Consider the following 24,731-nt stretch of genomic DNA (forward strand, 5'->3'; position numbering starts at 1 on the left):
GTCCGCGAGGACGCCCCGGGCCACGCTGACTGTTATCGCGTCGGCCGCGCGTATCGGGCGAGGACGGCGGCGCCCGCCCGCTCGGCCGACAGGCACTCCAGGTATGCGGGCGGACCGCCGGCAGGGAAGAGCCGGTCGCCGGTGCCGAGGACCGTGGGGAAGGTCAGGAGCCGGAACTCGTCGATCAGGTCCGCGGCCATCAGCGCGCGTACCACGCTCAGGCTGCCGGTGACGATCACATCGCGTTGTTCGTGCTTGACGGCGTCGACGAGGTCGTGGTCGAGGACCCGGGAGTTCGCCCATGCCGATGTGCTGGTCAGCGTGCGGGTGGCGACCAGTTTCGGCGCGGCGTTCATCCGCGCCGAGAACGCGTCGTCGCGTCCCGGCCAGATCCGGGAGAACAGCTGCCAGGTCGTACGGCCCAGCAGCAGGACCCCGGTGTCCAGCGTGCTCCCGAGCCGGAACTTGTCCCCTGCGGCCGTCTCGGGACCGTGCCGGAACGCCCAGCCTCCGGTCGCTGTGCCCCCGGACCCGTCCGGGTCGGACACGATTCCGTCCAGGGTGATGAACTGAATGACGATGACGCTCATGGTGAATGTCCCTTCGGTCGATGCTCACCTGTACATACCGGCGGCATCGGCCGAACTCATCGCGCCCGGCGCGACTTGTCGGAGGAGATCCCCGGGGGCAGGTCGAATGCCTGGAACACGTGTGGATCGGCGAACACGACGTTGTGTGCGACCCGGCCGCCGGTGATCGTGAGGACCTGGAGCGTGTGCAGCCGATGACCGCCGCCCGGTTCCGGCGCGTACGCGGCGAGCGCGGGCTGGCCGTTGGCGGCCAGGCGCCGCATGTGCCAGCCCGTCCCGCGCAGGTCGAACACGCGGCGCATGAACAGGCCGTAGTCGTGACGGCCCCGGTACCACAGCGGGACCGGCGGCATTTCCAGGATGGCGTCGTCGGTGAGGAGCCGCACGAGCGCGGGGACGTCGGCCGCCTCGAACGCCCGCAGGTACCGCTGGACCACCGCGCGTACCTCGGGATCGTCCGGCTCCGCGACCTCGTCCGCCTCACCCACCTCCACGAGGGCGGCGCGGGCCCGCTGCAGCGCGCTGTTGACGGCCGGGACCGTGGTTCCCAGCTGCGTGGCCACCTCGGCGGCGGTGAACTCCAGCACCTCGCGGAGCACGAGCACGGCCCGCTGCCGAGGCGGCAGGACCTGCACCGCCGCGACCCACGCGAGCCGTAGGTCGGCCCGTGCCTCTGTGCCGAACCGCGTGTCGGGGAACGGCTGCAGCCAAGGGATGTCGTACGCCGGTGTGAGCGGGGCCCCGGGATCGTCGCTCGGGGCGCCCAGCCCGGACGGCAACGGACGCCGCGCGCGCCCCTCCAACGCGGTCAGGCACACGTTGGTGGCGATGCGGTACAGCCAGGTCCGCGGGGACGCCCGCGTACCGTCGTACCGGTCGCGGGCCTTCCACGCGCGCAGCAACGTCTCCTGCGCCAGGTCCTCGGCTTCGTGGAACGATCCCAGCATCCGATAGCAGTACGTGACCAGTTCACCGCGGTACGGTTCGAAGTCCATGGGCCTGCTACTCGAACCGTGAGGGGTCGCCCGCCCCGAGGCGGACGATTTCCGGCTCCGCGCCGGAGAAGTCGATGACGGTCGTCGGCTCGGTGCCGCAGTCACCGGAGTCGATGACCGCGTCCACCACGTGATCGAGCTCTTCCTTGATCTCCCAGCCCTGGGTGAGGGGTTTGTCCTCGTGGGGCAGCAGCAGGGTGGTCGACAGCAGCGGCTCGCCGAGCTCGGCGAGGAGAGCCTGGGCAACGACGTGGTCGGGGATCCTGACCCCGACCGTCTTCTTCTTCGGGTGCAGCAGCCTGCGCGGCGCCTCCTTCGTCGCCGGGAGGATGAAGGTGTAGCTGCCGGGGGTCGCCGCCTTGACCGCGCGGAACACCGCGTTGTCGACGCGTACGAAGTGGCCCAGCTGCGCGAAGTCCTGGCACATCAGGGTGAAGTGGTGCCGCTCGTCGAGCTGGCGGATCGAGCGGATGCGGTCGAGCCCGTCCCGGTTGCCCAGCGCGCACCCGAGTGCGAAGCAGGAGTCCGTCGGGTATGCGATCAGCCCGCCGCCTCGGACGATCTCGGCCACCTGGCCGATGATGCGTCGCTGCGGGTTTTCCGGGTGCACGTCGAAGTACTTGGCCATACGCCGAGCTTAGGACCGCGCGGGCCCCTCCCCGGACCACCGACGCCGGTGAACCGCCGGGGCGGCCGGCGCCCGGATCCGGCATCTTCACCGGTCACGGCTATAGGAACCTTGAGGTCCTCTCGCTACCCTCCGCCGCATGATTTCCACGGTGGTCTGGGGTACCGGCAATGTCGGCCGCGCGGCCATCCGCGCCGTAGAGGCCCACCCGGCGCTGAAACTCGCGGCGGTGCTCGTCCACAACCCGGGCAAGGTCGGCCGCGACGCGGGCGAACTCGCCGGGCTCGACCAGGAGTTGGGGGTCGCCGCGACCGACGACATCGACGCGGTACTGGCCCTTGGTCCCGGGGCCGTGGTGTACGCGGCGTCCGGCGACATCCGGCCCGACGAGGCCCTCGCCGACATCGGCAGGGCGATCCGGGCTGGTGCGGTGGTCGTCACCCCCGCGCTGTACCCGCTCTACGATCAGCGCAACGCCCCGCCGGAGTTCCGCGATCCGGTGCTCGCCGCCATCGAGGACGGCGGCGGCTCACTCTTCGTCTCCGGCGTCGACCCCGGCTGGGGCAATGACGTACTGCCCCTGCTGATCAGTGGTCTTGGCACCGAGGTGGACGCCATCCGCTGTCAGGAGATCTTCGACTACTCCACGTACGAACAGGAAGAATCCGTCCGCTACCTGGTCGGCATGGGCCAGCCGATGGAGTACGAGCCGCTGATGCTCGCGCCCTCCATTCCCACCATGGTGTGGGGCGGGCAGATACGGCTGATGGCCAGGGCCCTCGGCGTCGAACTCGACGACATCCGCGAGACCATGGACCGGCGCCCGCTCGAGACCACGGTGCGCACCCGGACGATGGGCGAGTTCGCGGCAGGCACCCAGGGCGCGGTGCGGTTCGAGGTGCGAGGGATCGTCGGGGGCGAACCCCGGATCGTCATCGAGCACGTCACCCGCATCCATCCGTCCTGCGCACCGGACTGGCCGACGCCGCCGGACGGCGACGGCGCCCACCGCGTGATCATCGAGGGCCGCCCGCGCATCCAGGTCACCGTCGAGGCCACCGACGAGGGCGAGAACCGCTCCGCGGGCGGGAACGCCACCGCGGTCGGCCGGCTGGTGAGCGCCATCGACTGGCTCGTCGACGCGGCACCCGGACTGTATGACGCGCTCGACGTCCCGCTGCGCCCCGCAGCCGGCAGACTCGGAAGGAAGTGACCCAATGACCATGCGCATCGACATTCCCGAGGACCAGGAGCCGATCGGGTACGTGTGGGGCGAGATGGTCCCCGGTATCGGCATGGCCGCCGCGAACTTCTCGCTGTCGGTGTACGAGCACTCGACCCTGGGCCTGCGCGAGTTCGAGGCCGCGCGGCTGCGCGTCGCGCAGATCAACGGGTGCCAGTTCTGTCTCGACTGGCGCACGGAGCGCGAGGGGCAAAAGGTCGAGGAGGAGTTCGCGGACGCGGTGACCCAGTGGCGTACCACCGACGCCTTCGACGACCGCACCCGGCTGGCCGCGGAGTACGCCGAGCGGTACGCCCTGGATCACCACGGTCTCGACGACGAGTTCTGGACTCGGATGACCGCGCTCTACAGCCAGCGCGAGATTGTGGAGCTGAGCATGAGCATCGGATCCTGGCTGGCCTTCGGCCGGCTCAACCATGTGCTGGGCCTGGACACCGTGTGCGTGCTGCCCACCCACTGAGCGGGGTCCGGGCCGCCCGGTCGGCCCGGACGCGCTAGAGGTCGGTGGCGATGATCGTCTCGATGTTCCGTTCGGCGAGCGCCGTGATGGTGACGAACGGGTTGACGCTGGTGTTGCCGGGGATGAGTGAGCCGTCGATCACGTACAGGCCCGAATAGCCCTGCAGACGGCCGTAGTTGTCGGTGGCCTTGTTGAGTACCGCGCCGCCGAGCGGGTGGTACGTGAGGTGGTCGCCCCAGATCTTGTAGACGCCGAAGAGGTCGGTCCGGTAGATCGTCCCTTCCTTCGCGTTGATCTTGTCGAAGATCGACTTGGCCATGTCGATGGCCGGCTGCTTCCAGGCGGTCTGCCAGTTCAGGTCGACGCTGTTGGTGGCGGCGTTCCAGGAGAACTGGGCGCGGTTCGGGTTCTTGGTGATGGACAGATAGAACGACGCGTAGGTCTCGATGCCGGTGGGCAGCGGAGCGACCTCGGCGAACGCGCCCCCGGCGGTCCAGTTGTCGATGCCGCCGCAGGGAATGCTCGCCTGGAGTGCCCCGGTGGGGTCCCACAGGTGGTTGGCGCGGCCGCACATGACGTTGCCGTTGTCGCCCCAGCCCTGGCCGATCTCGGAGTTGAGGCTGGGCAGCGCCCCGGTGGCCTTCAGCTTGACCAGCAGCTTGCTGGTGCCGACGCTGCCCGCCGCGAAGAACACCCGGTCCGCGGTCACCGTCTTGGTGGCCGTGGTGCCGCCGGTGGTGTTGAGCTGGTCGATGACGACCGTGTAGCCGCCGGCGGCGGCCGGGGAGACCGAAGTGACTTTGTGCAGCGGTGAGATGGTGACCTTGCCGGTGGCCGCCGCCTGGGCGAGGTAGGTCTTCTGCAGCGACTTCTTGCCGTAGTTGTTGCCGTAGAGGATCTCGCCCGCCAGCGCCGACTTGGGTACGGTTCCGGCGGCCTCCTGCTCCATGTAGTCCCAGTCGTACACGTCGGGCACGAAGACGAAGGGGAAGCCGGAACGCTGGGCCTGCTTGCGGCCGACTCGCGCGTACTGGTAGCAGTCGGCGCTCTCGAACCACGTCGGATCGACGGTGCCGACCCCGAGCCCGGCGTTTGCGCGCGGGTAGTAGGTGCCGTACATCTCGTCGGCGTCGACCGACGGGAGGATGGCGCCGAAGTTCTCGCGCTTGGGCGTGACCGCCATACCGCCGTTGACCAGCGAACCGCCGCCGACGCCGCGGCCCTGGTACACGATGATGCCGCCCATCTCCTCGGCGTCCAGGATCCCGGTGTAGAGGGGGACGTCCTTGTCGATCGGGAAGCCGAGGAAGTTGCTGAGAGGCTGCTTGGTCCTGGTGCGCAGCCAGTACGACCGGTAGTCCGGACTCGTCGTGTTGGCGAAGATCTTGCCGTCCGAGCCGGGGGTGTCCCAGGCCATCCCCATCTCGATCATCTGTACGTCGACACCGGCCTGGGCGAGGCGCAGGGCGGCGACGGAGCCGCCGTATCCGGTGCCGATCACGAGGACGGGAACGTGAGCCCCGGAGGCGATCGGTCCGGCCGCCGTGACGACCTGTTCCGCAGCCGCCGCGGCGTGACCCGCAAGGGTCATGGCTCCAAGAATAGAACTTGTTCCAGCAATGAATCTTCGACGGGAGACACCCCTGAAGTCCTTGTTTTGCTGGGTAGTGTCACTCATGTGACGCTCCTCACTCTCTTTGAGTGGGAACACGTTCTACTGTTGCTTGCGTGTTAAGTCACTACATACCGGTTGGTAACTTCTGCCCGATCTTGGGGTGGTAGGGGAGTTGCGGTCCGGGCCTCTTGACTTCACAAGACCCCCGCGCCACATTCCTGACGCCGCATCAGAATCGGTACGGCGGGGGCCCGTTGGTTCCCGGAGCACTGCACGCCTCACATTCCTTCGCCCTGCTGGAGCGCCCTGCCATGTCCACGAGCGCGGACCCCGCAAGACGTACCGAAATCCCCGCCGCACCCGGCCCCTCGCGGCGCCGCGTGCTCGGTGCCGCGACGGGAGCCGGGCTCGCGCTCGCGGCCGGCCTCCCAGGTGTCACCGAGGCGGCCGATCTGCCCCTGCTCGGCACGTACGACGTCGTGGTGATCGGTTCCGGAGCGGCGGGGATGACCGCCGCGCTGACGGTCGCGAAACAGGGCCTCAGCTGTGTGGTCGTGGAGAAGGCCGCCACCTTCGGGGGCTCGGCGGCACGCTCCGGCGCGGGCATCTGGATCCCGAACAACCCGGTGATCCTCGCCGCCGGCGTCCCCGACACCCCGGCGAAGGCCGCCACCTATCTCGCCGCGGTGGTCGGTTCCGCCGTCTCCGCCGACCGCCAACAGGCCTTCCTCGGCAACGGACCCGCCATGATCTCCTTCGTCATGGCCAACAGCCCGCTCCGCTTCCGCTGGATGGAGGGCTACAGCGACTACTACCCCGAGCTGCCGGGCGGCCTGCCCAATGGCCGTTCCATGGAGCCGGACCAGCTCGACGGGAACATCCTGGGCGCCGAACTCGCCCATCTGAACCCGCCGTACATGGCGGTGCCGAGCGGCATGGTCGTCTTCAGCGCCGACTACAAATGGCTCACGCTCTCCCTGGTCAGCGCGAAGGGCGCCGCCGTCGCCACCGAATGCCTCGCCCGCGGCACCAAGGCGTCACTCCTCGGCCAGAAGCCCCTGACGATGGGCCAGTCACTGGCGGCCGGGCTGCGCGCCGGGCTGCTCGCCGCCCAGGTGCCGGTGTGGCTGAACACCCCGCTGTCCGACCTGTACGTGGAGAGCGGCGCCGTCACCGGTGTGGTGGTCACCCAGAACGGCGTATCCGGCCTGGTCCGCGCCCGGCGCGGGGTGATCGTCGGCTCCGGCGGCTTCGAGCACAACGCGGCCATGCGCGCCCAGTACCAGCAGCAGCCCATCGGCACCGCCTGGACGGTGGGCGCCAAGGAGAACACCGGCGACGGCATCCGGGCGGGGCAGCGGGCCGGCGCCGCACTCGACCTGATGGACGACGCCTGGTGGGGCCCGGCGATCCCGCTCCCCGACGAGCCCTACTTCTGCCTCGCCGAACGCACTCTGCCCGGCGGCCTGTTGATCAACGCCGCCGGAGCGCGCTTCGTCAACGAGGCCGCCCCCTACAGCGACGTCGTGCACACCATGTACGAGCGCGACGCGGCCGCGCCCGACATCCCGGCCTGGCTGATCGTCGACCAGAACTACCGCAACCGCTACCTCTTCAAGGACGTCGCGCCCACGTTCACGTTCCCGGACGCGTGGTACACCTCCGGCGCCGCGCACAAGGCCTGGACGCTGGACGCCCTGGCCACCGCCATCGGCGTACCCGCGGCCGCCCTGCGCACCACCGTCAGCCGCTTCAACGGCCTCGCCCAGAACGGGAAGGACACCGACTTCCACCGCGGCGACAGTGTCTACGACCACTACTACACGGATCCCGCGATCCTCCCCAATTCCTGTCTGGCACCCCTGTGGCTCGCCCCGTACTACGCCTTCAAGATCGTCCCGGGCGACCTCGGCACCAAGGGCGGGATGCGCACCGACGCCCGGGCGCGCGTGCTGCGCTCGGACGGCACCGTGATCCCCGGCCTGTACGCGGCCGGGAACGCCAGCGCGGCGGTCATGGGTCACAGCTACGCGGGCGCGGGCTCGACGATCGGTCCGGCGATGACGTTCGGCTACATCGCGGCGCTGGACATCGCGGCGGGGGCGGCGGGCTGACGGCGACGCGAGTGCTTCGCCGGAGGTCCCACGCCTCCGTGATCACGACCGTACATACTAGTAGGTACAGCCCCGGGGGTGTGCTGAGTCCTCAACCGAGGTGCCCGCCGGGGCCGGCCGGGCCGCCTTCCGCGTCTTCCGGCAGCGGTGTGAGGACCAGCATGGTGACGTCGTCACGCACCGTGGTGCAGAACCGGACAAGGTCCTCCCACACGCTGTCGATCAGAGCGGCCGGCGTCTCCTCGTCGAACTTGGGCAGACGCTCGGCCAAGGGGTAGAAGGCGCCGCTCTTGTCCCGGCTCTCCGTCACCCCGTCGGATGCCAGGAACAGCCGGTCACCGCGCTCCAGCCGGACGGTGCGCCCCTTCGGCGTGGAGACGTCCAAGAGCCCGAGACCCAGCGGAGCCCCCGGTTCGAGAGCGAGTTCGACTGCCTCCGCTCCCCGCAGAAGCAGCGGATGCGGATGCCCGCAGGACATCAGTCGCACCTCATCCGCGCCGGGCGAGAACTCCAGGAGTAGGGCGGTCGCGAACAACTCGGCGTGTTCGGTTCCCGCGGAGTCCACGACCAGCCTCCGATCGAGGCGGGCCGCGGCCGCCTCCAGCTCGGGCTGGTCGAGAACCGCCTCCCGGAACGCTCCGAGAAGCGACGCGACCGTACCGACGGCCGACAGCCCGTGTCCCTGCACATCACCCATGACGGCCCGGACTCCGTAGGGTCCCTCGCGCACCTCGAAGAAGTCGCCGCCGACCAGCGTCCCGCTCTGTGCCGCCCGGTACAGACCGGCGCAGCGCACCCGGCCGACGCGCTCGGGAAGCGGCGGCAGGACCGCGAGCTGGGCGGCTTCCGCGACGGTCCGTACCGTGACCAGGTGGGCGTCCCGACGGCTGCGCACCAGGGACACGAACACGCTCAGCACGGCGATGAAGCTGATGGTCAGCAGGTCGGTGTTGCCCGGGTGGTTGAGCTGCAGAGCGGGCACGTTCATCAGAACGACGACGGCGCAGCCGAACAGTGCCGTCGCCACAGGCCCGTAGGAGAGCACGGCCAGCGACGGAATGGTGCCCAGCAGAAAGCCGATGTCCAGCGGCTGGCTACTCGCGAACCCCGCCGCGCAGACCCCCACCAGCAGCGCCGGCGGCAGCATCCGAACCCAGCGCGGAGGCGGCGAGCCACGCAGCCAGCCCCGCTCCTCACCGTCCCGTCGCCCGGAAGCGGCCCTGCTGGCCATGTCACTCCTCCTTACACCACCACGCTCCTCCGTTCCGTCTCACCGCGCACTCCGGTCCGCGTGCCGACGGCGGCAGAGCCATCACGGTGATCATGGCCGCCCGGTCTCTTCACCTCTGCGCGGAAGCGGTCCGTACACACACCGAGCGCTGCCGTACGCACTCGCACGGCAGCGCTCGGTGGCACCCGCTGCGCGGCGCGGCGTTCTCCCATTCGAGCAAGACGACCGGTGCAGCCGGTCGAGGAACCTCGCCCGCCGCCACCGATCCATACGGCGACAGCAGGTCTGTCCGGAGTCGAACCGATGGCACCGTCGTACGCGGCGCGTCGGCGCTTCGCGAGGAGGTTGTCCGTCCACAGCGGACGATGAAGGGAAAGGGGGAGTACCCACTCCTTTCCACTCTCAACGTATAGCGCACTGGGGGGCTTGCGGCAAGGCCCCGGTCGTGGCGCAGAATCTCCGGCCGAGGCCAGAATCCGCGGAAATCGGGAGTCGCAGAGTGCGTGTGTTGTTGTCGACGTATGGGTCGCGTGGGGATGTCCAGCCGATGGCGGGACTCGCGGTGCGGTTGCGGGAACTTGGCGCGGAGGTGAGGGTCTGCGCGCCGCCGGACGAGGAGTTCGCGAAGCTGCTGGCCGGTGTCGGCGTGGAGCTGGTGCCGGCCGCCGAGCCGGTGCGCACACTGGTGACCGGGACGGCGTCACCGACACCGGAGGGCTTGCCCCAGCGCGCGGCCGCCTTGGTCGCCGCGCAGTACGAGGCGGTCGCCGCGGCGGCCGAGGGATGTGACGCGGTGGTGGCGACCGGCCTGGTCCCGGCCGTGGCCGCCGCGCAGTCGGTGGCCGAGGAACTGGGCATCCCCTTCGTGTACGTGAGCTACTTCCCGACCATGCTGCCGTCCCCGCACCACGCACCGCACGCGCTGCCGGGCCGGCCGTTCCCACCGGGCATGACCGACAACCGTGCGCGGTGGGACTGGAACGCCGAGAGCTTCAACGCGCTGTTCGGCCCCGGGCTCAACGCTCACCGGGTGTCGATCGGCCGGCCTCCGGTGGACGACGTCCGCAGCCATGTCTTCACCGACCGGCCGTGGCTGGCGGCGGACCCGGTCCTGGGTCCGTGGCAGGAGACGGCGGACCTCGATGTCGTGCAGACCGGCGCATGGCTTCTTCCGGACGAACGCCCGCTGCCGGCCGAGTTGACGGCGTTCCTGGAGGCCGGCGCACCGCCGGTGTACGTGGGCTTCGGCAGCATGCCCATGCGCGACTCGACGGACGTCGCCCAAGTGGCCATCGAGGCGGTGCGCGCGCAGGGCCGTCGCGCCATCGTCGCCCAGGGCTGGGCCGACCTTGGCCTGATCGACAAGGGGGACGACTGCTTCGCCGTCGGCGACGTCAACCACCAGGCACTGTTCGGCCGGGTGGCCGCCGTCGTGCACCACGGCGGCGCGGGTACGACGACGACGGCCGCCCGGGCTGGCGCGCCGCAGGTGGTGGTACCCCAGATCGTGGACCAGCCGTACTGGGCCGCCCGGGTGGCCGAGTTGGGCATCGGCGCGGCACACGACGGTCCGACTCCGACCTTCGAGTCCCTGTCGGCCGCGCTCACCACCGCCCTGACCCCCGAGACCCGCGCACGAGCGAGGGCCGTGGCCGGCACGATCCGCACCGACGGGGCGACGGTGGCCGCGAAGCTGCTGCTCGACGCGGTCGGCCGAGAAAGGCCGCCGGTGCCCGCGTGAACCACGCGGGATCGTCGAGCCAGGACCCAGAACACGAGAACCTGCGATCCCTGGCGACCTGGACCGGCTACGGCCGCGGAGTCCACCTCGGGCGGAGCGTCGCTCGTCATGTCCGCCAGGTTCGTCACGCCGGTCCAGACCCCCTGCCGCACGCAATGGTCGCAAGTGACCTCAGATCGGAGCCCATCACGTGAACCCCCTGACCACCAGGGCGTTTGACCTTCCCGACCACCTCTCCGCAAAGGGCGACCCGACGCTGATCGCCGGCGACGACCAGCACTTCGCGGCCATCGCGGAGTGCCTTGAGCAGTCGATCGCCGAGCTGTCCGACCGCCTCGAAGCCGCGCGCAGGGCGCCCGGAGGCCTGGGCCGGCAAGGGATGGACCGGGACATGGAGATCCATCGGCTGACCGCTCGCCTGCGCGCGCTGCGCCGCTTCGGTTTGGACCTGTGCCTCGGACACATGGTCGGCGTGGACGACCCCGAACCCGTGTATGTAGGACGACTTGGCCTTACGGACAGTGCGGGTCGTCGGCTGCTGGTCGACTGGCGCTCGCCCGCGGCCGAACCGTTCTTCGGAGCCACCCACGGCAACCCGATGGGTTTGGCGAGCCGCCGCAGGTATCGCTGGACCGGCGGCCGGATCAGCGACTACTGGGACGAGGTGTTCACCTCGGACGGGATTGTGGGGCACGCCGCGCTCGACGACCAGTCCGCTTTCATCGCCAGCCTGGGCAGCAACCGGTCGCCACGGATGCGAGACGTGCTCGGCACCATCCAGGCCGACCAGGACGCCATCATCCGCGCGGGATCCCGCGGCGCTCTTGTCGTCGACGGCGGTCCGGGTACCGGGAAGACCGTCGTCGCCCTGCACCGCTCCGCCTACCTCCTCTACTCCGATCCTCGCCTCGGTCACCACCGGGGCCGCGTCCTGTTCGTCGGACCGCACCGGCCCTACTTGGCCTATGTCGCCGACGTCCTCCCCAGCCTCGGAGAGGAGGGCGTGCAGACCTGCACCCTGCGGGACCTGGTCGACGAGGGAGCCGCAGCGGCGATCGAGGCCGACCCGAATGTGGCCCTCCTCAAGTCGTCCGCGCACATGGTGAAAGCGATCGAGACGGCCGTCAGGTTCTACGAGGAGCCGCCCATCAAGGGGATGACGGTCACGACCCACTGGTCCGACATCTGGCTGAGCGCCGATGAATGGGCCACAGCGTTCGAAGCGGCAGAACCCGGTACTCCGCACAACGAGGCGCGCGACCAGGTCTTGGAGGAGCTGCTCACGATCCTGGTGGACAAGCACGACGGCGACGCCCCTGATGACCTGCTCCGCAAGTCGCTGCTGCGGAACAGGGAGCTGCTCACGGCCTTCAACCGCGCGTGGCCGCTCCTCGAAGCGGCCGACCTGGTCGGAGACCTGTGGTCGGTACCCGCCTACCTGCGGATGTGCGCTCCCTGGCTCAGCCCCGATGACGTGTCGCTGCTGCAGCGCGGGGAAGCCCAGGCCTGGACGGTGTCCGACCTGCCGCTCCTGGACGCGGCACGGCAGCGGCTCGGCGACCCGGAGGCGTCCCGACGCAAGCGTCGGAACGAGGCCGCTGTCGCCGCCGAACGCGCGGGCAGGGCCGATGTCATCGAGATCCTGCTGCGGGACACCGAGATCGACGAGAGTCAAGGCGCGGTGGGGATGCTGCGCGGAAGGGACCTGCAGGACACCCTGATCGACGAGAGCGCACTGCCCGGCACCGAACCGGACCTGCTCGCCGGCCCGTTCGCGCACATCGTCGTGGACGAGGCCCAGGAACTGACCGACGCCGAGTGGCAGATGCTGCTGCTCCGGTGCCCGTCCCGGAGCTTCACCATCGTCGGAGACCGCGCCCAGGCGAGGCACGGGTTCACGGAATCGTGGCAGGAACGGCTCGAACGGATCGGGCTCGACCGGATCAACCTGGCCTCCCTGAGCGTCAACTACCGGACGCCGGAAGAAATCATGACGGAAGCCGAGCCGGTCATCCGGGCCGTGCTCCCGGACGCCAACGTGCCGACCTCCATCCGCAGCGGCGGCGTCCCCGTCGTCCACGGATCCGCTTCGGATCTGAGCTCGATCCTCGACACCTGGCTCGCCGCACATGCCGACGGGATCGCCTGCGTCATCGGCGATCCCACATTCCGCACGACGTCCCGTGTCCGGGCGCTGACCCCGGAGCTTTCGAAGGGGCTCGAGTTCGACCTGGTCGTCCTCATCGACCCAGAGGCGTTCGGCAAGGGCATCGAAGGAGCGGTCGACCGCTATGTCGCGATGACCCGGGCGACCCAGCAACTCGTCATCCTCACGAGCTCCTGACACCCGCACCGCTCCGCTAACATGTTCGAACTCACGGCGAGTGTCTTGATCGTCCGCCCTTCATGCCGGAAAACCATGCCATCCGGCATGAAGGGCGACCAATGTAACCAACATCTACAAATCGGCCAAACGACAATTGATATCTATAGCGTCGCGGATATTTTCGCGAATAAAGTGCAGAACTCCGTTCGCCGCGTGGCGTCAACCGCGGGCGATGCTGTGGGCCACGGCGGGTGTGGTGGCACTCGGATTCCTCATCATTCTGGAGATCGTCGCGCGTCGCTACGGCCTGCCGGGGCCGATCACCAACCAGGTGCGAGAGCTGATATTCGCCCCCAAATCGGGGCCGCTGTTGTACGCCAGTATGGCGTTGATGATGGTGGTGCTCACCTGGCGACAGCGGTTCATCGCGGCTGGTGCCGCGATCGGTATCGATGTCGTCTTCGCGCTGGTGCGGTGGGCGGTCGACGCCAGGACGACCGACGGCCAGCCCTTCGGTAACGGCGCGTTGTGGGTGATTCTGGGCTGCGCGGTCATCGCCGTCACCCGCCGCACCGGCCGGGAACGTGTCCTGCTGCTGAAGGGCGTCGGGCTGGCCCTGCTGCTGGTGGCCGGCCGTAAGACCGGCGACACCTGGCTACTCGTCACCTCGAAGACCCGCCCAACTGTGCTCGACCAGTACGTGGCTACCGCCGATCACGCGCTGGGCAACCCGTCGTGGCTGGCAGGCCGGGTTGTCGAGGCCACCGGACCGATCGGCGCCCATGTTCTCGACTACGTCTACGTTCAGCTCGCGGTGGCCGCGGTCGTCGTCGCGCTGTACCAACTGCGCAACGTGGCGGTCGAGCGCCGCTTCCCGCGCCATCATCTGGTGCGCACCTTTCTGGTCATCGGCCTCCTCGGGCCGGCCATCTACATGATCTTCCCGGTGGTCGGACCGGTCTTCGCCTACGGCACCGGCGCCTTCGGTACTGGCGGCGGGCACTGGCCGGTGGCCAACCTGTGGCCGGACACGCCGCCGCCGCTCACTACCCCGCACCCGATGCCGTTCGACGAGATCACCCCACGCAACTGCATGCCCAGCCTGCACACGGCGTGGGCCACCGTGATCTTCGTTCATTCCCGCAAAGGGCCACGGATTCTGCAATGGGCGGGCGCGTTCTGGCTGATCGCCACGCTCAGCGCAACGCTGGGATTCGGCTACCACTATGGCGCGGATCTCATTGCCGGCGTGGTGTTCGCGCTCACGATCGAGGCGGCACTGCGCGCGCACGACCGCGGCTGGGACCGGCCGGGAATCCAGCTGGTCACCTACGGCGCAACGGTCTTCGCCGCGCTCTTGGTGTCCTATCGCTATCTGCCGATGGAGATGGCCCAACATCCGTGGGTGGCTGGACCACTTCTCCTTCTGGCGATGACCTCAGTGGTCCACCGCTACGTACGGACCACCAAAATGTGGGAACCGAAGGCCGCACCGGTACGGCAACCGGAACCGCAACCCGAACTGGTGTGAGTCATGTTGCATCACTGATTGGCTGTCCCGCCGCGGCTGATGGCGTTGAGCCAGTCCTCGACGGCAAGGACATCTGCCCACTGCGGGAACAGCTTTTCGGTGAGGACCCGGTGCACCTCGGGGTCGGTGTCGAGGCAGGCATCCGCCAGGACGGTGAGGCCGAAGTCCAGGTCGATGGCGTGCCACAGGGTGGACAGCACTACAGCGCTGGTGGCGATGCCGGTGAGAACAAGGCTGTCGATATCGCGAGCCCTGAGTACCAAGTCGAGGTCGCTGCCCGAGAACGCGCTTCCCCGCCTCTTGGTGACCACGACGTCGCCCTGCTGGGGCGCGACGTCATGATGGATCTCGGTGCCAGGGGCACCCTCGGTGAACAGGCCGGCCCGCACGGCGTTTGTGATCACCCTGTTGCGAGGGCTGACTTCAGGATCGCCCGGCCGTAACCCGATGACCACGTAGATCACGGGGATGCCGGCAGCCCGGGCACCGTCGATCGCCCTGCGCAAGCGCGGCAGATATCCGGAGCCATCGTCGGCGATGGCCACGATGTCCCGTTGAACGTCCATCACGAGTAAGGCGCTGTTCGCCATGCTTGCCGTCCCTTCGTCACTGGGAAACCAGAGCAAGTCTGCGGGAACGACCGAGCTGCGGTGGGGGATTCGGAGATCCTCATCGGCGTCGCGCCGCATTGTCCACCGGTCGCCAGTCGACGGAAAGATCACCAAAGCGAACGCCCGGTGGGGTTCCAATGGGAAGTGCTTCTTGTGCATGAACTTGGGTGGCGCGGGGCGGGCCTGGAACGACTCGCGTATATGCGTGGCCAGGTCAGCGGCGCATCTCGACTACGGCGAACCGCTATTGCCCCTGGTAGACCGCACGATGTGGCACGGCCGTGGCGCGCCTCTGCCAGACTGCCTGCTACTGCGCCCTGTGCGCAGTCCAAGGGTGCGATCGCTCTGTCGTTCGGGAGTCGGAAATGCAGATTACGGGACTCGTCGTCTCGGCTATCGCTCTACTCGTGAGTGGTGTCGCCGTTCGCTATACGACGCGGACGGATAAGAGGGATGTATTCCTGAAGCTACACGAGACACTCATTTCTCCTGAATTGCAGAGAGGGAGAAGGGTATTGTTCGATCTCTATCGTCGGCAGGGTGTAGTCGAGGACCTCAGGCAGGAAGACTACGAACTCGCCAATAGGGCCCTGGCGGCTCTAGACGTTGCCGCATATTACTGCGAGAAGAAATACGTGAGTGAGCAGGATTTCCTGGATCTCTGGGCTCCGACTCTGGGCCGGTTGAAGTACGCCGCCGCACCCTTTATTGAACATCGAGACAGAATGTTTCCAGGAATCCCTGTTTGGCCTCACTACAGGCGACTGGCAAGTCAAGCTGAGTTGCGCCTCACTTCCTCGGGTGTGGCCGCATCTGTCCTCTCTGATCGAAACCTGTAGTGCGGCAGCTGCCCACGAGGTCGGCGCCGGCCAAGCGCGCCGCCTGAGTCTTGGAGCCCCAGTTCGGAAGATCGCCCATGCGGATCGGGCCCGAGCTGCCGAGACGCTGACGTGCGGGTTCTCGCGCTGTTCGCCGACGTTCCCCGTGGCTCCCCTGGGGCCTGTTGCGAAAGTGGACCGTCTGTCAGACCTGCCTGGGATGCTCCGATCATGGAGATGACAGTGCAGCTGACGATCGACTGCTCCGATCCGCAGAGAATGGTGACTTTCTGGGCCGAGGCCCTGGGCTACGTGCCCGAGCCTCCGCCGGGCGGGCACGCCACGTGGCGTTCTTACTGGGCGGCTGTGGGGGTGCCCGAGGCAGAGTTGCCGGCAGGTGCCGGGGATATTCCGGAGTCGATCATCGATCCCGCGGGACGTGGACCGAGGGTGTGGTTCCAGCAGGTTCCGGAGCCGAAGGCCGCCAAGAACCGGTGGCACTTCGACCTGAAGGTCGGCGGTGGCCGTGACGTCTCGCTGGACGTCCGCACACAGCGGGTCAAGGCTACGGTGGAACGGCTGGTCATAGCTGGTGCCACCGTGCTGCGGATCAAGGATGAGCCGGACATGGGTCTCTACGCCGCCGCCATGCAGGACCCCGAGGGCAACGAATTCGACGTCGTCTGAGGGCCGTTGCGACATTGCTGGTCACAGCCACTCGTTCACGGCTGCGACCAGCACAGTCGCCTCGGCCGGCACTCCGCCCGGTGGTTCCTTCTGTAGGTCCCCCTGCTTCCTGGCCTCTGTCGCATGCTGATGGGCGCGACACGCTGTGGAATCGACGCTCAGGTCCCACGTGATCCCGCGCTTCGCGTCGGCCTGGGACTGAAGTCGGGTGAGGACCCGGTGCCAGGTGCCGTCTCGTTGCCATCGGCGGAACAGATCGTAGATCCGGCCCCAGGGACCGTACTCGACGGGCGTATCCCGCCAAGGAACTCCTGTCCGGACCCGGAACCGTATGCCGTCGATCAACTGCCGCTGGGGCCAGATGGGCGGCCGTCCCACCTTCGCTGCCTTGGACAACAACGGCTCCAACAACGCCCACTGCGCATCCGTGAGATCTCCCCGCGCCATGAACCACGATCATTCATCACTCAAGATCCACTTTCGATACACGCCCTGGTCGGGGACGCACATCATGCGGTGAGCCGGCACGACGGGCTCGCTCGGCAGCGGATCGACGCCACGGACCCGTACGGCGACGATGTCAGTGACGATGGAGGACCGGGCCGAGAGCTTCGTCAAACGCCAGCGGAAGGGCTCTGGGACGTCCTTGGCGGGCAGCTCCACCGTGGCGAGGCTGACCCACCGATCGTAATTAGTGGGACGCACCTGGATCATTACTCCGCATTTGGGGCAGATGGGCGGTTCGATCCATGTCGTGTCGTCGGGGTCGGGATCGGGTCGCGGGGCGGCTGTGGCTCCATCGACTTCGGCCATCTCGTTGGCGATGGTGTTCCAGCAGGCATCGCAGAGCTTGGCCATGAGGTCGATTCGCCCTCGCTCGCGCACGGTGGAGCTCGCCTCGCCGCAGCGATCACATATGAACTGGTATTGATCGGATAAACCCCCCATGTGTCTAAGTGTGGTTGATACCGATTGGATCCGAGTAGGTCGCGATTTGGCCTCGTTTAAGAGTCACGTACTCGCGCGGTCGGTGGCGCCTCATGACCTGGACATGCTGGCGCGGCTCGTCATGGACAGACGGTTCGTTTTGGATCACCTTGCGGACCAGGGGATGGTGGCGGTCTTCTCGTAGAGGGTGGCAATGTCGCGCCACTGCTTCAGTCTCTTGATGCACCGCTCGACGGTGTTACGCGCTTTCCGAGCGGAACCGCATGAGTGCGGCACCCGAACGATGATGCAAGGAAGGAACGTTGTGAGCGAACTGGCTACGGGTGTCTTGGTGCGCGTCGTCGCATCCGGAGCGGGCGAAGCTGTGGCAGGCACCTCCGTGGCTGTGGTGCTGGACACCGTGCTCTTCATCGAGCGGGGCGACCTCAGGCTCTCGGGCCGTGCCGGAGTGATCCAGATAGGTGTCCTGGTTGCGGTGGCTGCTCTGTGGACCGTCAATCTCCTCGCAGGGCGTTCTCGCGAGCTGCGCGCCCACGAGAGCGCGGTACCGGTCGGCGATCCGCAGGCGCTGAGCGGGCAGGAGCCAGAGCAGCGGCGGCTCATGAGGCGGGGACGGATCCGTCTCGCGGCAGCCATGCTGGTGTACACGCTGGTGTGCGTGTACTTCTTCCACCAGCCGCTGCTCGCGCTGACGCTGCCGGCCGTCTTGCTGATCTCGCTCGTTCACGCGTGGCGGATCGCGGTCTGGGAACGACGGCACGGCGTGGTCCTGTGGAAGCCGGCGCTGTCCTCGGTGGGCCGCGAGGAGTGGCGGCGATCGCCGTACTACTCGACTCCGGCCGAATGACCGGTTCGGACCGTCGCCTGGTGCTGGTCGTCAGTCGGCCGAGCCAGTGACGCGTGCACCGCGCTCACGCCCGTGCGCGCCCGTAGACCTTCACCAGCTGGCACCGGCACGACTCAGGGATCTTGTTTCCCTCCACCCTGGGTCGGGTGACGATTGAGAGGTGCACGTCGTCAGGTCCTTTCGCCGTTGCCGCCTCTGGTACTTCACGATCGCAGCAAGACACGGGCGCGGAGGAGCCGGAAGGATCCACGGCCGCAGTCCACAGCGCAGCTTGATCAACATGGGTTTCTTCCAACACGCCCGCCCCTTCCCCCGGGTCTCCCTTGCAGGGGAAGCCTTCCCGCCCGGCGTGCGGCGGTCACCAGTCCGGCCGCGTGATCGAGGTCATCGTCAGGTCAGGCGTGCACGTGCTGAACCCGAACGCGTGGGAGGGGACTCAGGGTTCGATGACGAGGCGTTCGATGAGGCCGTCGCGGAGTGTGAACTGGTAGCGCAGATCGATGGTGCCGCCGGGGAAGTTGCCTTCGAGGTGGTGGGTGGCGATGTAGCGGGTTGCGTCGGTCTGCTGGGCGTCGGTGAGGTGGATGGTGTACGTGAATTCGGTGGCGGAGCGGTCGAGCCATCCCTCGATCGCCTTGATGCCGTCGTAGGTGTTGCCGTCGTCGATCACCGTGGCTTCGCGGGTGAACGCCGTGATGGCGGTGGCGGTGTCGTGGGCGCGATGCGCTTTCAGGTAGCGGGTGATCACCTCGGGCAGGGTGTCCGGGGTGATGGTTCGGGGCTGGTTGTCGTGCATGACGCTCCTTGGGGTGGTGGAGGCTTCAGACGGTGGGGGTGGTGCCGCCGTCGATGACGTGTTCGGCGCCGACGATGGCCGAGGCGCGGTCGGAGACGAGGAAGGCGACGAGTTCGGCGACTTCCTCGGGCCGGTTGGGACGGCCGAGCGGGATGCCACCCAGAGAGTCCATGAGCCGGCCCAGCGCCGCTTCCTGGGTGATGTCCGCGTCATGGGCGATCCGGGCGACGAGGTGGTCGGCGGCCGAGGTCTGCACGAAGCCCGGTGAGACGGTGTTGACTCGGATGCCGTGCGGGGCGACCTCGTTGGCCAGACCCTTGCTGTAGGTGGTCAGGGCGGCCTTGGCGGCGGCGTAGGCCAGGGTGCCGTTCCACAGCGGCATGCGGCGTTGGATCGAGGTGACGTGCACGACGGCCCCCTTGCCCGTGGCGATCATGTGCGGCAGGAGTGCGCGGTCCAGGCGGACGGCGGCCAGCAGGTTGGTGTTCAGTTCCCTGGCCCAGTCGTCCTCGCCGAGCGCCCTGAACCCCCCGGCCGGTGCCTCGGACCCGCCGAGGGTGTTGACCAGGATGTCGACGCCTCCCGCACGGGCGTCCACCTCGGCGGCTACGTGGGCTGCGCCCTGGGTGGTGGACAGGTCGGCGGTGATGAACGCCTTCTCCTCGACGTCGTCGGGGCGGCTGCGGGCGGTGACCAGTACGGTTGCGCCGGCCTGGGCGAGACGTCGGGCGATGGCGGCTCCGGTGCCCTTGGTGCCGCCGGTGACCAGAGCGCGTCGGCCTTCGAGGGATTCGCTGATGGGTGTGGTCACGGCGTGCTCCGTTCCCGGGTGCGGGCGCGGAAAGCGCCGCTCCCGTCATTCCTGCTAAAATAGAAGCTACTAACTTCGACTTTAGCAGTAACTGGAGGGGTGGTCGCCGTGGCGAGCCGGATCAGGCTGGAGGACCGGGAGTGCCCGCTGTCCACGACGGTGGAACACGTGGGCGAGTGGTGGACGCTGCTGATCCTCCACGACGCCTTTGACGGCTACACCCGCTTCGACCAGTTCCAGGAGAGCCTGGGCATCTCCTCCAGCATGCTCACCACCCGGCTGAAAACCCTCGTCGCGGACGGGCTGTTGGAGCGCCGGCCCTACCAGACCAACCCGGTACGTCACGAGTACGTTCTCACCGGACTCGGGCGCTCCCTGCGACCGGTGATCGTCGCCCTGGCCGCGTGGGGCAACTCCCGCCTCACACCGGCCGAACGCAGCATGATCCTCGTCGACGCACACAGCGGCGAGGAGGTCGAGCCCGTCGTCGTCGACGCCAAGACCGGCCGCCGACTCGACGACAGCGACACCTACGTCTTCACGGCGGGTCCCGCGGCCAGCGACGGCATGCGTCACCGTTACGCGACACGACCGGCCACCCCCGCGGAGGCGTAAGGCTGCCGGCGCGCTCACAGCACTAGCCGGAGCCGGTGGGCAGAGAGAGGCCGGCGTAGACCTGGTTGAGGACGGTGGGCAGCAGGGCCTGGGCCGTGGTCCGGCCGTCGGGCGACAGGGTCAGGTTCGTCCAGATCACGAGCGTGACGTCGTTGTCCGGGTCGTAGCCGATGAAGGAGTTGAATCCGGGGAGTTCACCGCCGTGGTAGTACATCGAGGCGTTCGGACCGAAGCGCTGGTGGGCGATGCCGTACCCGTACTTCTGCCCGTCGGGCGCGGCCGGGTCCTCGGCTTGCGGGCTGTGGAGCCACTGCTGCTGGTACGCGGCGTTCAGGACCTTGCCCGTCACCAGGGCCCGGATCCATGTGGCCAGGTCGTCCGCGGTGGAGATGACGCCTCCGGGGGCGGTGGCGTAGGAGGGGTTCTGGTGGGTGTAGTCCAAGGGCCGGAGCTTTCCCGACCGTGCCGCCGCCTGCATGTCGACGGGGTAGGGCTGGTCGACCAGCGCGTAGGCCGTTCCGCCGTACATGTAGCCGTGCGAGTAGGGGACGGGGAGGGACAGGTTGTCGGAGGCCGGCAGCGACGTACCGTCCAGTCCGAGCGGGGTGAACAGCCGGTCCCGGAACTGCTGGGCCAAGGGGCGGCCACCCGCCTTCTCGGCGACCAGGCCGAGCAGTACGTAGTTGGTGTTGTTGTATTCGTAGGACGCGTCGGGCGCGAAGTTCGGCGGGCGTCGGAACGCGATGTCCAGCAGCGCCTGCGGCGTCTCGGCCTTCCCCGGGTCGGCGTCCATGCTCGCGGCCAGTTCGGGTGCGCTGGTGTAGTTGTACAGCCCGCTGCGCATCTTCAGCAGCTCGGCGATGGTGATGTGGTCCCCGTTGGGCACTCCCGCGACGTAGGCGGACACCGGGTCGCCCAGCCGGAGCCTCCCGTCCTGGGCGAGGAGGGTGATCAGCGCCGAGGTCATGGTCTTGGTGTTGGAGGCGATCCGGAAGTGGTCACCCGTAGTGGGCGGTGTGGCCGTGCCCAGCTCGGTCGTGCCGACGACCGCCCGGAAGGTTCCCTGCGGAGTGCGGAGCAGGACCACCGCGCCGGGGACCATGAGCTCCTTCGCCGCACGCTCCACGGCGGACTGGAGCGCGGCCGGATCGATGGGCTTCAGCGCCGACGGAGTGGGGGCGGAGGCGCTCGCCGTAGCCGCGGGCGTGGCCGACGCGGCAGAGAGCGCCGTGCCGCTCGTCCCCGGGGGCAGGGCGCAGCCTCCGATCAGCAGGGCCGCGCACGCCGCGGGCAGAGCCGTACGCCGGGCAGCGCGCGAGGTCCCGGGACGGGCTCCTCTCCGGCACGCGCGGTTCGGAGGGTCGTCGTCAGCGCGGGAATTTCTCATGTCGGCATCACAGCCCTCGTGCCCGCCGGCATGGATGAGCCGGGGACGGCCGTGCCCCCGTCCGGCAGGGCATCGCGGTGCGGGACGGGGCCGCGGCAGTGGGCGCCGGTGGCGCGGCCGGTCTATTCGACCTTGGCCCAGTCGAGCGTGCGCTCCACCGCCTTCTTCCAGCCCGCGTAACCCTCCGCGCGCTGGTCTTCGGACCATTGGGGCTCCCAGCGCTTGGACTCCTGCCAGTGGGTGCGCAGTTCGTCGGTGTCCTGCCAGAAGCCGGTGGCCAGACCGGCCGCGTAGGCGGCGCCGAGCGCGGTGGTCTCGGCGACCACCGGACGGCTGACCGGTACGCCCAGAACGTCGGCCTGGATCTGCATGCACAGGTCGTTGGCGGTCACACCGCCGTCGACCTTGAGCACATCGAGGTGGACTCCGGAGTCCTGCTCCATGGCCTCGACGACGTCGCGGCTCTGGTAGCAGATGGCTTCCAGGGTTGCCCGGGCCAGGTGGCCGTTGTCGTTGTACCGGGCGAGGCCGACGATCGCGCCGCGCGCGTCGGAGCGCCAGTACGGGGCGAACAGGCCCGAGAACGCGGGGACGAAGTACATGCCGCCGTTGTCCTCGACGGTACGGGCCAGCGTCTCGCTGTCGGCTGCGTCCTTGATGATCTTCATCTGGTCGCGCAGCCATTGCACCGCGGACCCGGTGACCGCGATGGAGCCCTCCAGGGCGTAGATCGCCGGGCTGTCGCCGAACTGGTACGCCACGGTGGTGAGCAGGCCGTGCTGCGAACGGACCAGCTCCGTGCCGGTGTTGAGCACCAGGAAGTTGCCGGTGCCGTAGGTGTTCTTGGCCTCGCCGGGCGCGTAGCAGACCTGACCGACGGTGGCCGCCTGCTGGTCGCCGAGCACCCCGGCGATGGGGATGGCGGCGCGCAGCGGCCTCGAGCTGCGCGTCACTCCGTACGCTTCCCGGTGGGACGAGGGGTTGATGGTGGGCAGCATCGCTCGCGGGATGTTGAAGAAGCCCAGCAACTCGTCGTCCCAGTCGAGGGTTTCCAGGTCCATCAGCATGGTGCGGCTGGCGTTGGTCACGTCGGTGGCGTGGATCCCGCCGTCGGGGCCGCCGGTCAGGTTCCACAGGACCCAGCAGTCCGTGTTGCCGAAGATGGCATGCCCTTGTTCTGCCGCCTCGCGGACGCCGTCGACGTTCTCCAGGATCCACTGGATCTTGCCGCCGGAGAAGTAGGTCGCCGGCGGCAGGCCCGCCTTGCGGCGGATGACGTCGCCCTGGCCCGAGCGTTCCAGGGCCGCGGCTATGGAGTCGGTGCGGGTGTCCTGCCAGACGATGGCGTTGTAGTAGGGACGGCCGTTGCGCGGGTCCCAGACAACGGTGGTCTCCCGCTGGTTGGTGATGCCGATCGCCGCCAGATCTTCGGGGGACAGATTCCCGTGCCGCAGGGCGTTCTGGATCACCGAGTTGGTGCGCTCCCAGATCTCCACCGGGTCGTGCTCGACCCACCCGGAGCGCGGAAGGATCTGGGCGTGTTCCAGCTGGTGCTTCGCCACCTCGTTGCCGGCGTGGTCGAAGATCATGAATCGGGTACTGGTGGTGCCTTGGTCCACCGCGCCTACGAAGTCAGCCATGGGTTACCGCCTCTGTTGTCGGTGTCAGTCCTCGGGGACGGCGATGCGCCCGGGAGGCTCCGGCTCCGCCCCAGGCAGGAACCGACCGATGAAGGTCTTGTACACGCCAGCGCCGACCAGACCGCCGATCAGCGGACCGATGATCGGCACCCAGAAGTAGAAGTTCCCGTACTGATCTCGCCACGCTCCGCCGTAGCCCGTGAGGAAGCTGGCCAGCCGGGGACCGAAGTCACGTGCCGGGTTGATCGCGTAGCCCGCGTCGGTACCCCAGGCCATGCCGATGCCCACCACGACCAGGCCGATGATGAACGGGGCCAGGTTGGCGCCAGGAGGTGTGTTGAGCAGGTCCGTGATGGCCAGGATCATCAGCAGCAGGATGGCGGTGCCGATGATCTGGTCGCGGAACGCGCCCCACTCGTGGACCGGCAGGTTCGGGTTGCCGTTGGCGGGCAGCGTGGAGAAGACACCCTGCGTCTTGATGGTGTGACCGGGGTCGTACGTCCCCAGCGCTTCGGTGTAGTTCCAGCGCACGATGAGGGCCGCCACGAACGCGCCGATCGTCTGGGCCACCATGTAGGGCGCCACCTTTTTCCAAGGGAAACCCTTGAACGCGGCGAGGGCGAGCGTCACCGCGGGGTTGAGGTGGGCTCCGCTCAGCCGTGCTGCGACATAGACACCCATGGTGACGCCGATACCCCACGCCCAGGCGATGCTGTCGTGGTTTCCAAGGCCGCCTGGTGGCGTCGTGAGCCCTCCGCCGGCGACCACTTGGGCCACCACGCCGACACCGAAGAGGATGAGGATCATGGTGCCGGCGAATTCAGCCGACAGCTCGCCGATCAGCCCAGAGTTTTTGAAACGCTCAGCCATGGAAGCCCGCTTCCCGCCGGCCCAGGACCGGCCGTCACAAATGCCCGAGCCCTCCCGAGATCAGCATAGGACGTTCAAGGGCTCACCGCAGAAATGGCGAGATATCGGGCTTTAGGGCTATCCGTGGGATGAGCGGAGCCGGTTCGCGGTGGGGGCGGACGGTGTCGGGAATCTTCGGGCTGAGGACGCCCAGGTCGGCCCGCGCGGGCCGACCTGGGCGTCGTGAT

22 protein-coding genes and 1 pseudogene are annotated in these 24,731 nt (G+C 68.3%); 10 read left to right on the forward strand and 13 right to left on the reverse strand.

Annotated features, from left to right (window positions below; translation table 11 throughout):
• Positions 1-32: 32 nt before the first annotated feature.
• Genes OIC96_RS45595 through OIC96_RS45605 form a run of 3 tightly spaced genes read right to left on the reverse strand, consistent with a single transcriptional unit; the run spans position 33 to position 2,213 of the window.
• Positions 33-590 carry a dihydrofolate reductase family protein gene (locus tag OIC96_RS45595; RefSeq protein ID WP_330302170.1) on the reverse strand — a complete coding sequence of 186 codons (558 nt, stop codon included), beginning with the start codon at positions 588-590 and terminating at the stop codon, positions 33-35.
• A gap of 56 nt (positions 591-646) precedes the next feature.
• On the reverse strand, positions 647-1,585 hold the full coding sequence (locus tag OIC96_RS45600) for a sigma-70 family RNA polymerase sigma factor (RefSeq protein WP_330302169.1): 939 nt from the start codon (positions 1,583-1,585) through the stop codon (positions 647-649).
• Positions 1,586-1,592: 7 nt separating this feature from the next.
• Positions 1,593-2,213 carry an L-threonylcarbamoyladenylate synthase gene (locus tag OIC96_RS45605; RefSeq protein ID WP_330302168.1) on the reverse strand — a complete coding sequence of 207 codons (621 nt, stop codon included), beginning with the start codon at positions 2,211-2,213 and terminating at the stop codon, positions 1,593-1,595.
• 139 nt (positions 2,214-2,352) lie between these two features.
• Between OIC96_RS45605 and OIC96_RS45610 the strand changes: the two genes are divergently transcribed.
• Both OIC96_RS45610 and OIC96_RS45615 read left to right on the forward strand, forming a co-directional pair.
• Positions 2,353-3,426: an NAD(P)H-dependent amine dehydrogenase family protein gene (locus tag OIC96_RS45610; RefSeq protein ID WP_330302167.1), complete on the forward strand. Its 1,074-nt coding sequence runs from the start codon at positions 2,353-2,355 to the stop codon at positions 3,424-3,426.
• 10 nt (positions 3,427-3,436) lie between these two features.
• A complete protein-coding gene (locus tag OIC96_RS45615) occupies positions 3,437-3,916 on the forward strand; it encodes a carboxymuconolactone decarboxylase family protein (protein WP_330309958.1) in 480 nt (159 codons plus the stop codon).
• A gap of 34 nt (positions 3,917-3,950) precedes the next feature.
• On the opposite strand, the gene OIC96_RS45620 is transcribed toward OIC96_RS45615, so the two are convergent.
• Positions 3,951-5,594 carry a GMC oxidoreductase gene (locus tag OIC96_RS45620; protein WP_330302166.1) on the reverse strand — a complete coding sequence of 548 codons (1,644 nt, stop codon included), beginning with the start codon at positions 5,592-5,594 and terminating at the stop codon, positions 3,951-3,953.
• A 248-nt stretch (positions 5,595-5,842) separates the two neighbouring features.
• On the opposite strand from OIC96_RS45620, the gene kstD reads away from it, so the two are divergent.
• Positions 5,843-7,645 carry a 3-oxosteroid 1-dehydrogenase gene (gene kstD, locus OIC96_RS45625; protein WP_330302165.1) on the forward strand — a complete coding sequence of 601 codons (1,803 nt, stop codon included), beginning with the start codon at positions 5,843-5,845 and terminating at the stop codon, positions 7,643-7,645.
• 91 nt (positions 7,646-7,736) lie between these two features.
• On the opposite strand, the gene OIC96_RS45630 is transcribed toward kstD, so the two are convergent.
• Positions 7,737-8,876 (reverse strand): PP2C family protein-serine/threonine phosphatase, encoded by a 1,140-nt coding sequence (locus OIC96_RS45630; protein ID WP_330302164.1) that lies wholly within the window; start codon positions 8,874-8,876, stop codon positions 7,737-7,739.
• A gap of 499 nt (positions 8,877-9,375) precedes the next feature.
• Between OIC96_RS45630 and OIC96_RS45635 the strand changes: the two genes are divergently transcribed.
• The 3 genes from OIC96_RS45635 to OIC96_RS45645 all read left to right on the forward strand — a co-directional run bounded on the left by OIC96_RS45635 (position 9,376) and on the right by OIC96_RS45645 (position 14,474).
• Complete coding sequence (locus tag OIC96_RS45635) at positions 9,376-10,617, forward strand: glycosyltransferase (protein ID WP_330302163.1); 1,242 nt, start codon at positions 9,376-9,378, stop codon at positions 10,615-10,617.
• 190 nt (positions 10,618-10,807) lie between these two features.
• The gene (helR, locus tag OIC96_RS45640) at positions 10,808-12,961 is read left to right on the forward strand and encodes an RNA polymerase recycling motor ATPase HelR (protein ID WP_330302162.1); all 2,154 of its coding nucleotides are present in this window, start codon (positions 10,808-10,810) and stop codon (positions 12,959-12,961) included.
• A 214-nt stretch (positions 12,962-13,175) separates the two neighbouring features.
• Positions 13,176-14,474: a phosphatase PAP2 family protein gene (locus OIC96_RS45645; protein WP_330302161.1), complete on the forward strand. Its 1,299-nt coding sequence runs from the start codon at positions 13,176-13,178 to the stop codon at positions 14,472-14,474.
• An 11-nt stretch (positions 14,475-14,485) separates the two neighbouring features.
• Here the strand turns inward: OIC96_RS45645 and OIC96_RS45650 are convergent, their stop codons facing one another.
• Positions 14,486-15,064 carry a cysteine hydrolase family protein gene (locus OIC96_RS45650; RefSeq protein WP_330302160.1) on the reverse strand — a complete coding sequence of 193 codons (579 nt, stop codon included), beginning with the start codon at positions 15,062-15,064 and terminating at the stop codon, positions 14,486-14,488.
• 386 nt (positions 15,065-15,450) lie between these two features.
• Between OIC96_RS45650 and OIC96_RS45655 the strand changes: the two genes are divergently transcribed.
• Together OIC96_RS45655 and OIC96_RS45660 are read left to right on the forward strand one after the other, a co-directional pair.
• Positions 15,451-15,924, forward strand: a complete 474-nt coding sequence (locus OIC96_RS45655; protein WP_330302159.1) for a hypothetical protein — start codon at positions 15,451-15,453, stop codon at positions 15,922-15,924.
• Between the two features lie 210 nt (positions 15,925-16,134).
• Positions 16,135-16,590 carry a VOC family protein gene (locus tag OIC96_RS45660; RefSeq protein WP_330302158.1) on the forward strand — a complete coding sequence of 152 codons (456 nt, stop codon included), beginning with the start codon at positions 16,135-16,137 and terminating at the stop codon, positions 16,588-16,590.
• A 60-nt stretch (positions 16,591-16,650) separates the two neighbouring features.
• Here the strand turns inward: OIC96_RS45660 and OIC96_RS45665 are convergent.
• Positions 16,651-17,037, reverse strand: a pseudogene (locus OIC96_RS45665) (IS5 family transposase); the annotation flags it as partial.
• 9 nt (positions 17,038-17,046) lie between these two features.
• Entirely contained in the window at positions 17,047-17,538 is a 492-nt protein-coding gene (locus tag OIC96_RS45670) for a DUF6083 domain-containing protein (RefSeq protein ID WP_330302156.1), read from the reverse strand.
• 304 nt (positions 17,539-17,842) lie between these two features.
• Here OIC96_RS45670 and OIC96_RS45675 point away from each other — a divergent pair, with 304 nt between their 5' ends.
• Complete coding sequence (locus OIC96_RS45675; protein WP_330302155.1) at positions 17,843-18,385, forward strand: hypothetical protein; 543 nt, start codon at positions 17,843-17,845, stop codon at positions 18,383-18,385.
• A gap of 436 nt (positions 18,386-18,821) precedes the next feature.
• Here the strand turns inward: OIC96_RS45675 and OIC96_RS45680 are convergent, their stop codons facing one another.
• Positions 18,822-19,181, reverse strand: coding sequence for a nuclear transport factor 2 family protein (locus OIC96_RS45680; protein WP_330302154.1), 360 nt, complete (start codon positions 19,179-19,181; stop codon positions 18,822-18,824).
• Between the two features lie 25 nt (positions 19,182-19,206).
• On the reverse strand, positions 19,207-19,992 hold the full coding sequence (locus OIC96_RS45685) for an SDR family oxidoreductase (RefSeq protein ID WP_330302153.1): 786 nt from the start codon (positions 19,990-19,992) through the stop codon (positions 19,207-19,209).
• 108 nt (positions 19,993-20,100) lie between these two features.
• On the opposite strand from OIC96_RS45685, the gene OIC96_RS45690 reads away from it, so the two are divergent.
• Positions 20,101-20,607 (forward strand): winged helix-turn-helix transcriptional regulator, encoded by a 507-nt coding sequence (locus tag OIC96_RS45690; RefSeq protein WP_330302152.1) that lies wholly within the window; start codon positions 20,101-20,103, stop codon positions 20,605-20,607.
• Positions 20,608-20,629: 22 nt separating this feature from the next.
• Here OIC96_RS45690 and OIC96_RS45695 read toward each other — a convergent pair whose 3' ends face one another.
• The 3 genes from OIC96_RS45695 to OIC96_RS45705 form a co-directional block, all read right to left on the reverse strand.
• Positions 20,630-21,994: a serine hydrolase domain-containing protein gene (locus OIC96_RS45695; protein WP_330302151.1), complete on the reverse strand. Its 1,365-nt coding sequence runs from the start codon at positions 21,992-21,994 to the stop codon at positions 20,630-20,632.
• A gap of 122 nt (positions 21,995-22,116) precedes the next feature.
• Positions 22,117-23,634, reverse strand: coding sequence for a glycerol kinase GlpK (gene glpK, locus OIC96_RS45700; RefSeq protein ID WP_330302150.1), 1,518 nt, complete (start codon positions 23,632-23,634; stop codon positions 22,117-22,119).
• 24 nt (positions 23,635-23,658) lie between these two features.
• The gene (locus OIC96_RS45705) at positions 23,659-24,504 is read right to left on the reverse strand and encodes an MIP/aquaporin family protein (protein WP_330302149.1); all 846 of its coding nucleotides are present in this window, start codon (positions 24,502-24,504) and stop codon (positions 23,659-23,661) included.
• Between the last annotated feature and the right edge of the window lie 227 nt (positions 24,505-24,731).

Origin of the sequence: Streptomyces sp. NBC_00775 (assembly GCF_036347135.1) — a bacterium.
In the GTDB taxonomy this organism is placed as follows: Bacteria; Actinomycetota; Actinomycetes; order Streptomycetales; family Streptomycetaceae; genus Streptomyces; species Streptomyces lutosisoli.

Coding starts and splice junctions, on each gene's coding strand:
- OIC96_RS45670 (WP_330302156.1), bottom strand. CDS start 17,538: ATGGGGGGTTTATCCGATCAATACCAGTTCATATGTGATCGCTGCGGC.
- OIC96_RS45630 (WP_330302164.1), bottom strand. CDS start 8,876: ATGGCCAGCAGGGCCGCTTCCGGGCGACGGGACGGTGAGGAGCGGGGC.
- OIC96_RS45605 (WP_330302168.1), bottom strand. CDS start 2,213: ATGGCCAAGTACTTCGACGTGCACCCGGAAAACCCGCAGCGACGCATC.
- OIC96_RS45705 (WP_330302149.1), bottom strand. CDS start 24,504: ATGGCTGAGCGTTTCAAAAACTCTGGGCTGATCGGCGAGCTGTCGGCT.
- OIC96_RS45655 (WP_330302159.1), top strand. CDS start 15,451: ATGCAGATTACGGGACTCGTCGTCTCGGCTATCGCTCTACTCGTGAGT.
- OIC96_RS45695 (WP_330302151.1), bottom strand. CDS start 21,994: ATGAGAAATTCCCGCGCTGACGACGACCCTCCGAACCGCGCGTGCCGG.
- OIC96_RS45615 (WP_330309958.1), top strand. CDS start 3,437: ATGCGCATCGACATTCCCGAGGACCAGGAGCCGATCGGGTACGTGTGG.
- OIC96_RS45620 (WP_330302166.1), bottom strand. CDS start 5,594: ATGAGTGACACTACCCAGCAAAACAAGGACTTCAGGGGTGTCTCCCGT.
- OIC96_RS45680 (WP_330302154.1), bottom strand. CDS start 19,181: ATGCACGACAACCAGCCCCGAACCATCACCCCGGACACCCTGCCCGAG.
- OIC96_RS45595 (WP_330302170.1), bottom strand. CDS start 590: ATGAGCGTCATCGTCATTCAGTTCATCACCCTGGACGGAATCGTGTCC.
- kstD (WP_330302165.1), top strand. CDS start 5,843: ATGTCCACGAGCGCGGACCCCGCAAGACGTACCGAAATCCCCGCCGCA.
- glpK (WP_330302150.1), bottom strand. CDS start 23,634: ATGGCTGACTTCGTAGGCGCGGTGGACCAAGGCACCACCAGTACCCGA.
- OIC96_RS45660 (WP_330302158.1), top strand. CDS start 16,135: ATGGAGATGACAGTGCAGCTGACGATCGACTGCTCCGATCCGCAGAGA.
- OIC96_RS45610 (WP_330302167.1), top strand. CDS start 2,353: ATGATTTCCACGGTGGTCTGGGGTACCGGCAATGTCGGCCGCGCGGCC.
- OIC96_RS45600 (WP_330302169.1), bottom strand. CDS start 1,585: ATGGACTTCGAACCGTACCGCGGTGAACTGGTCACGTACTGCTATCGG.
- OIC96_RS45650 (WP_330302160.1), bottom strand. CDS start 15,064: ATGGCGAACAGCGCCTTACTCGTGATGGACGTTCAACGGGACATCGTG.
- OIC96_RS45645 (WP_330302161.1), top strand. CDS start 13,176: ATGCTGTGGGCCACGGCGGGTGTGGTGGCACTCGGATTCCTCATCATT.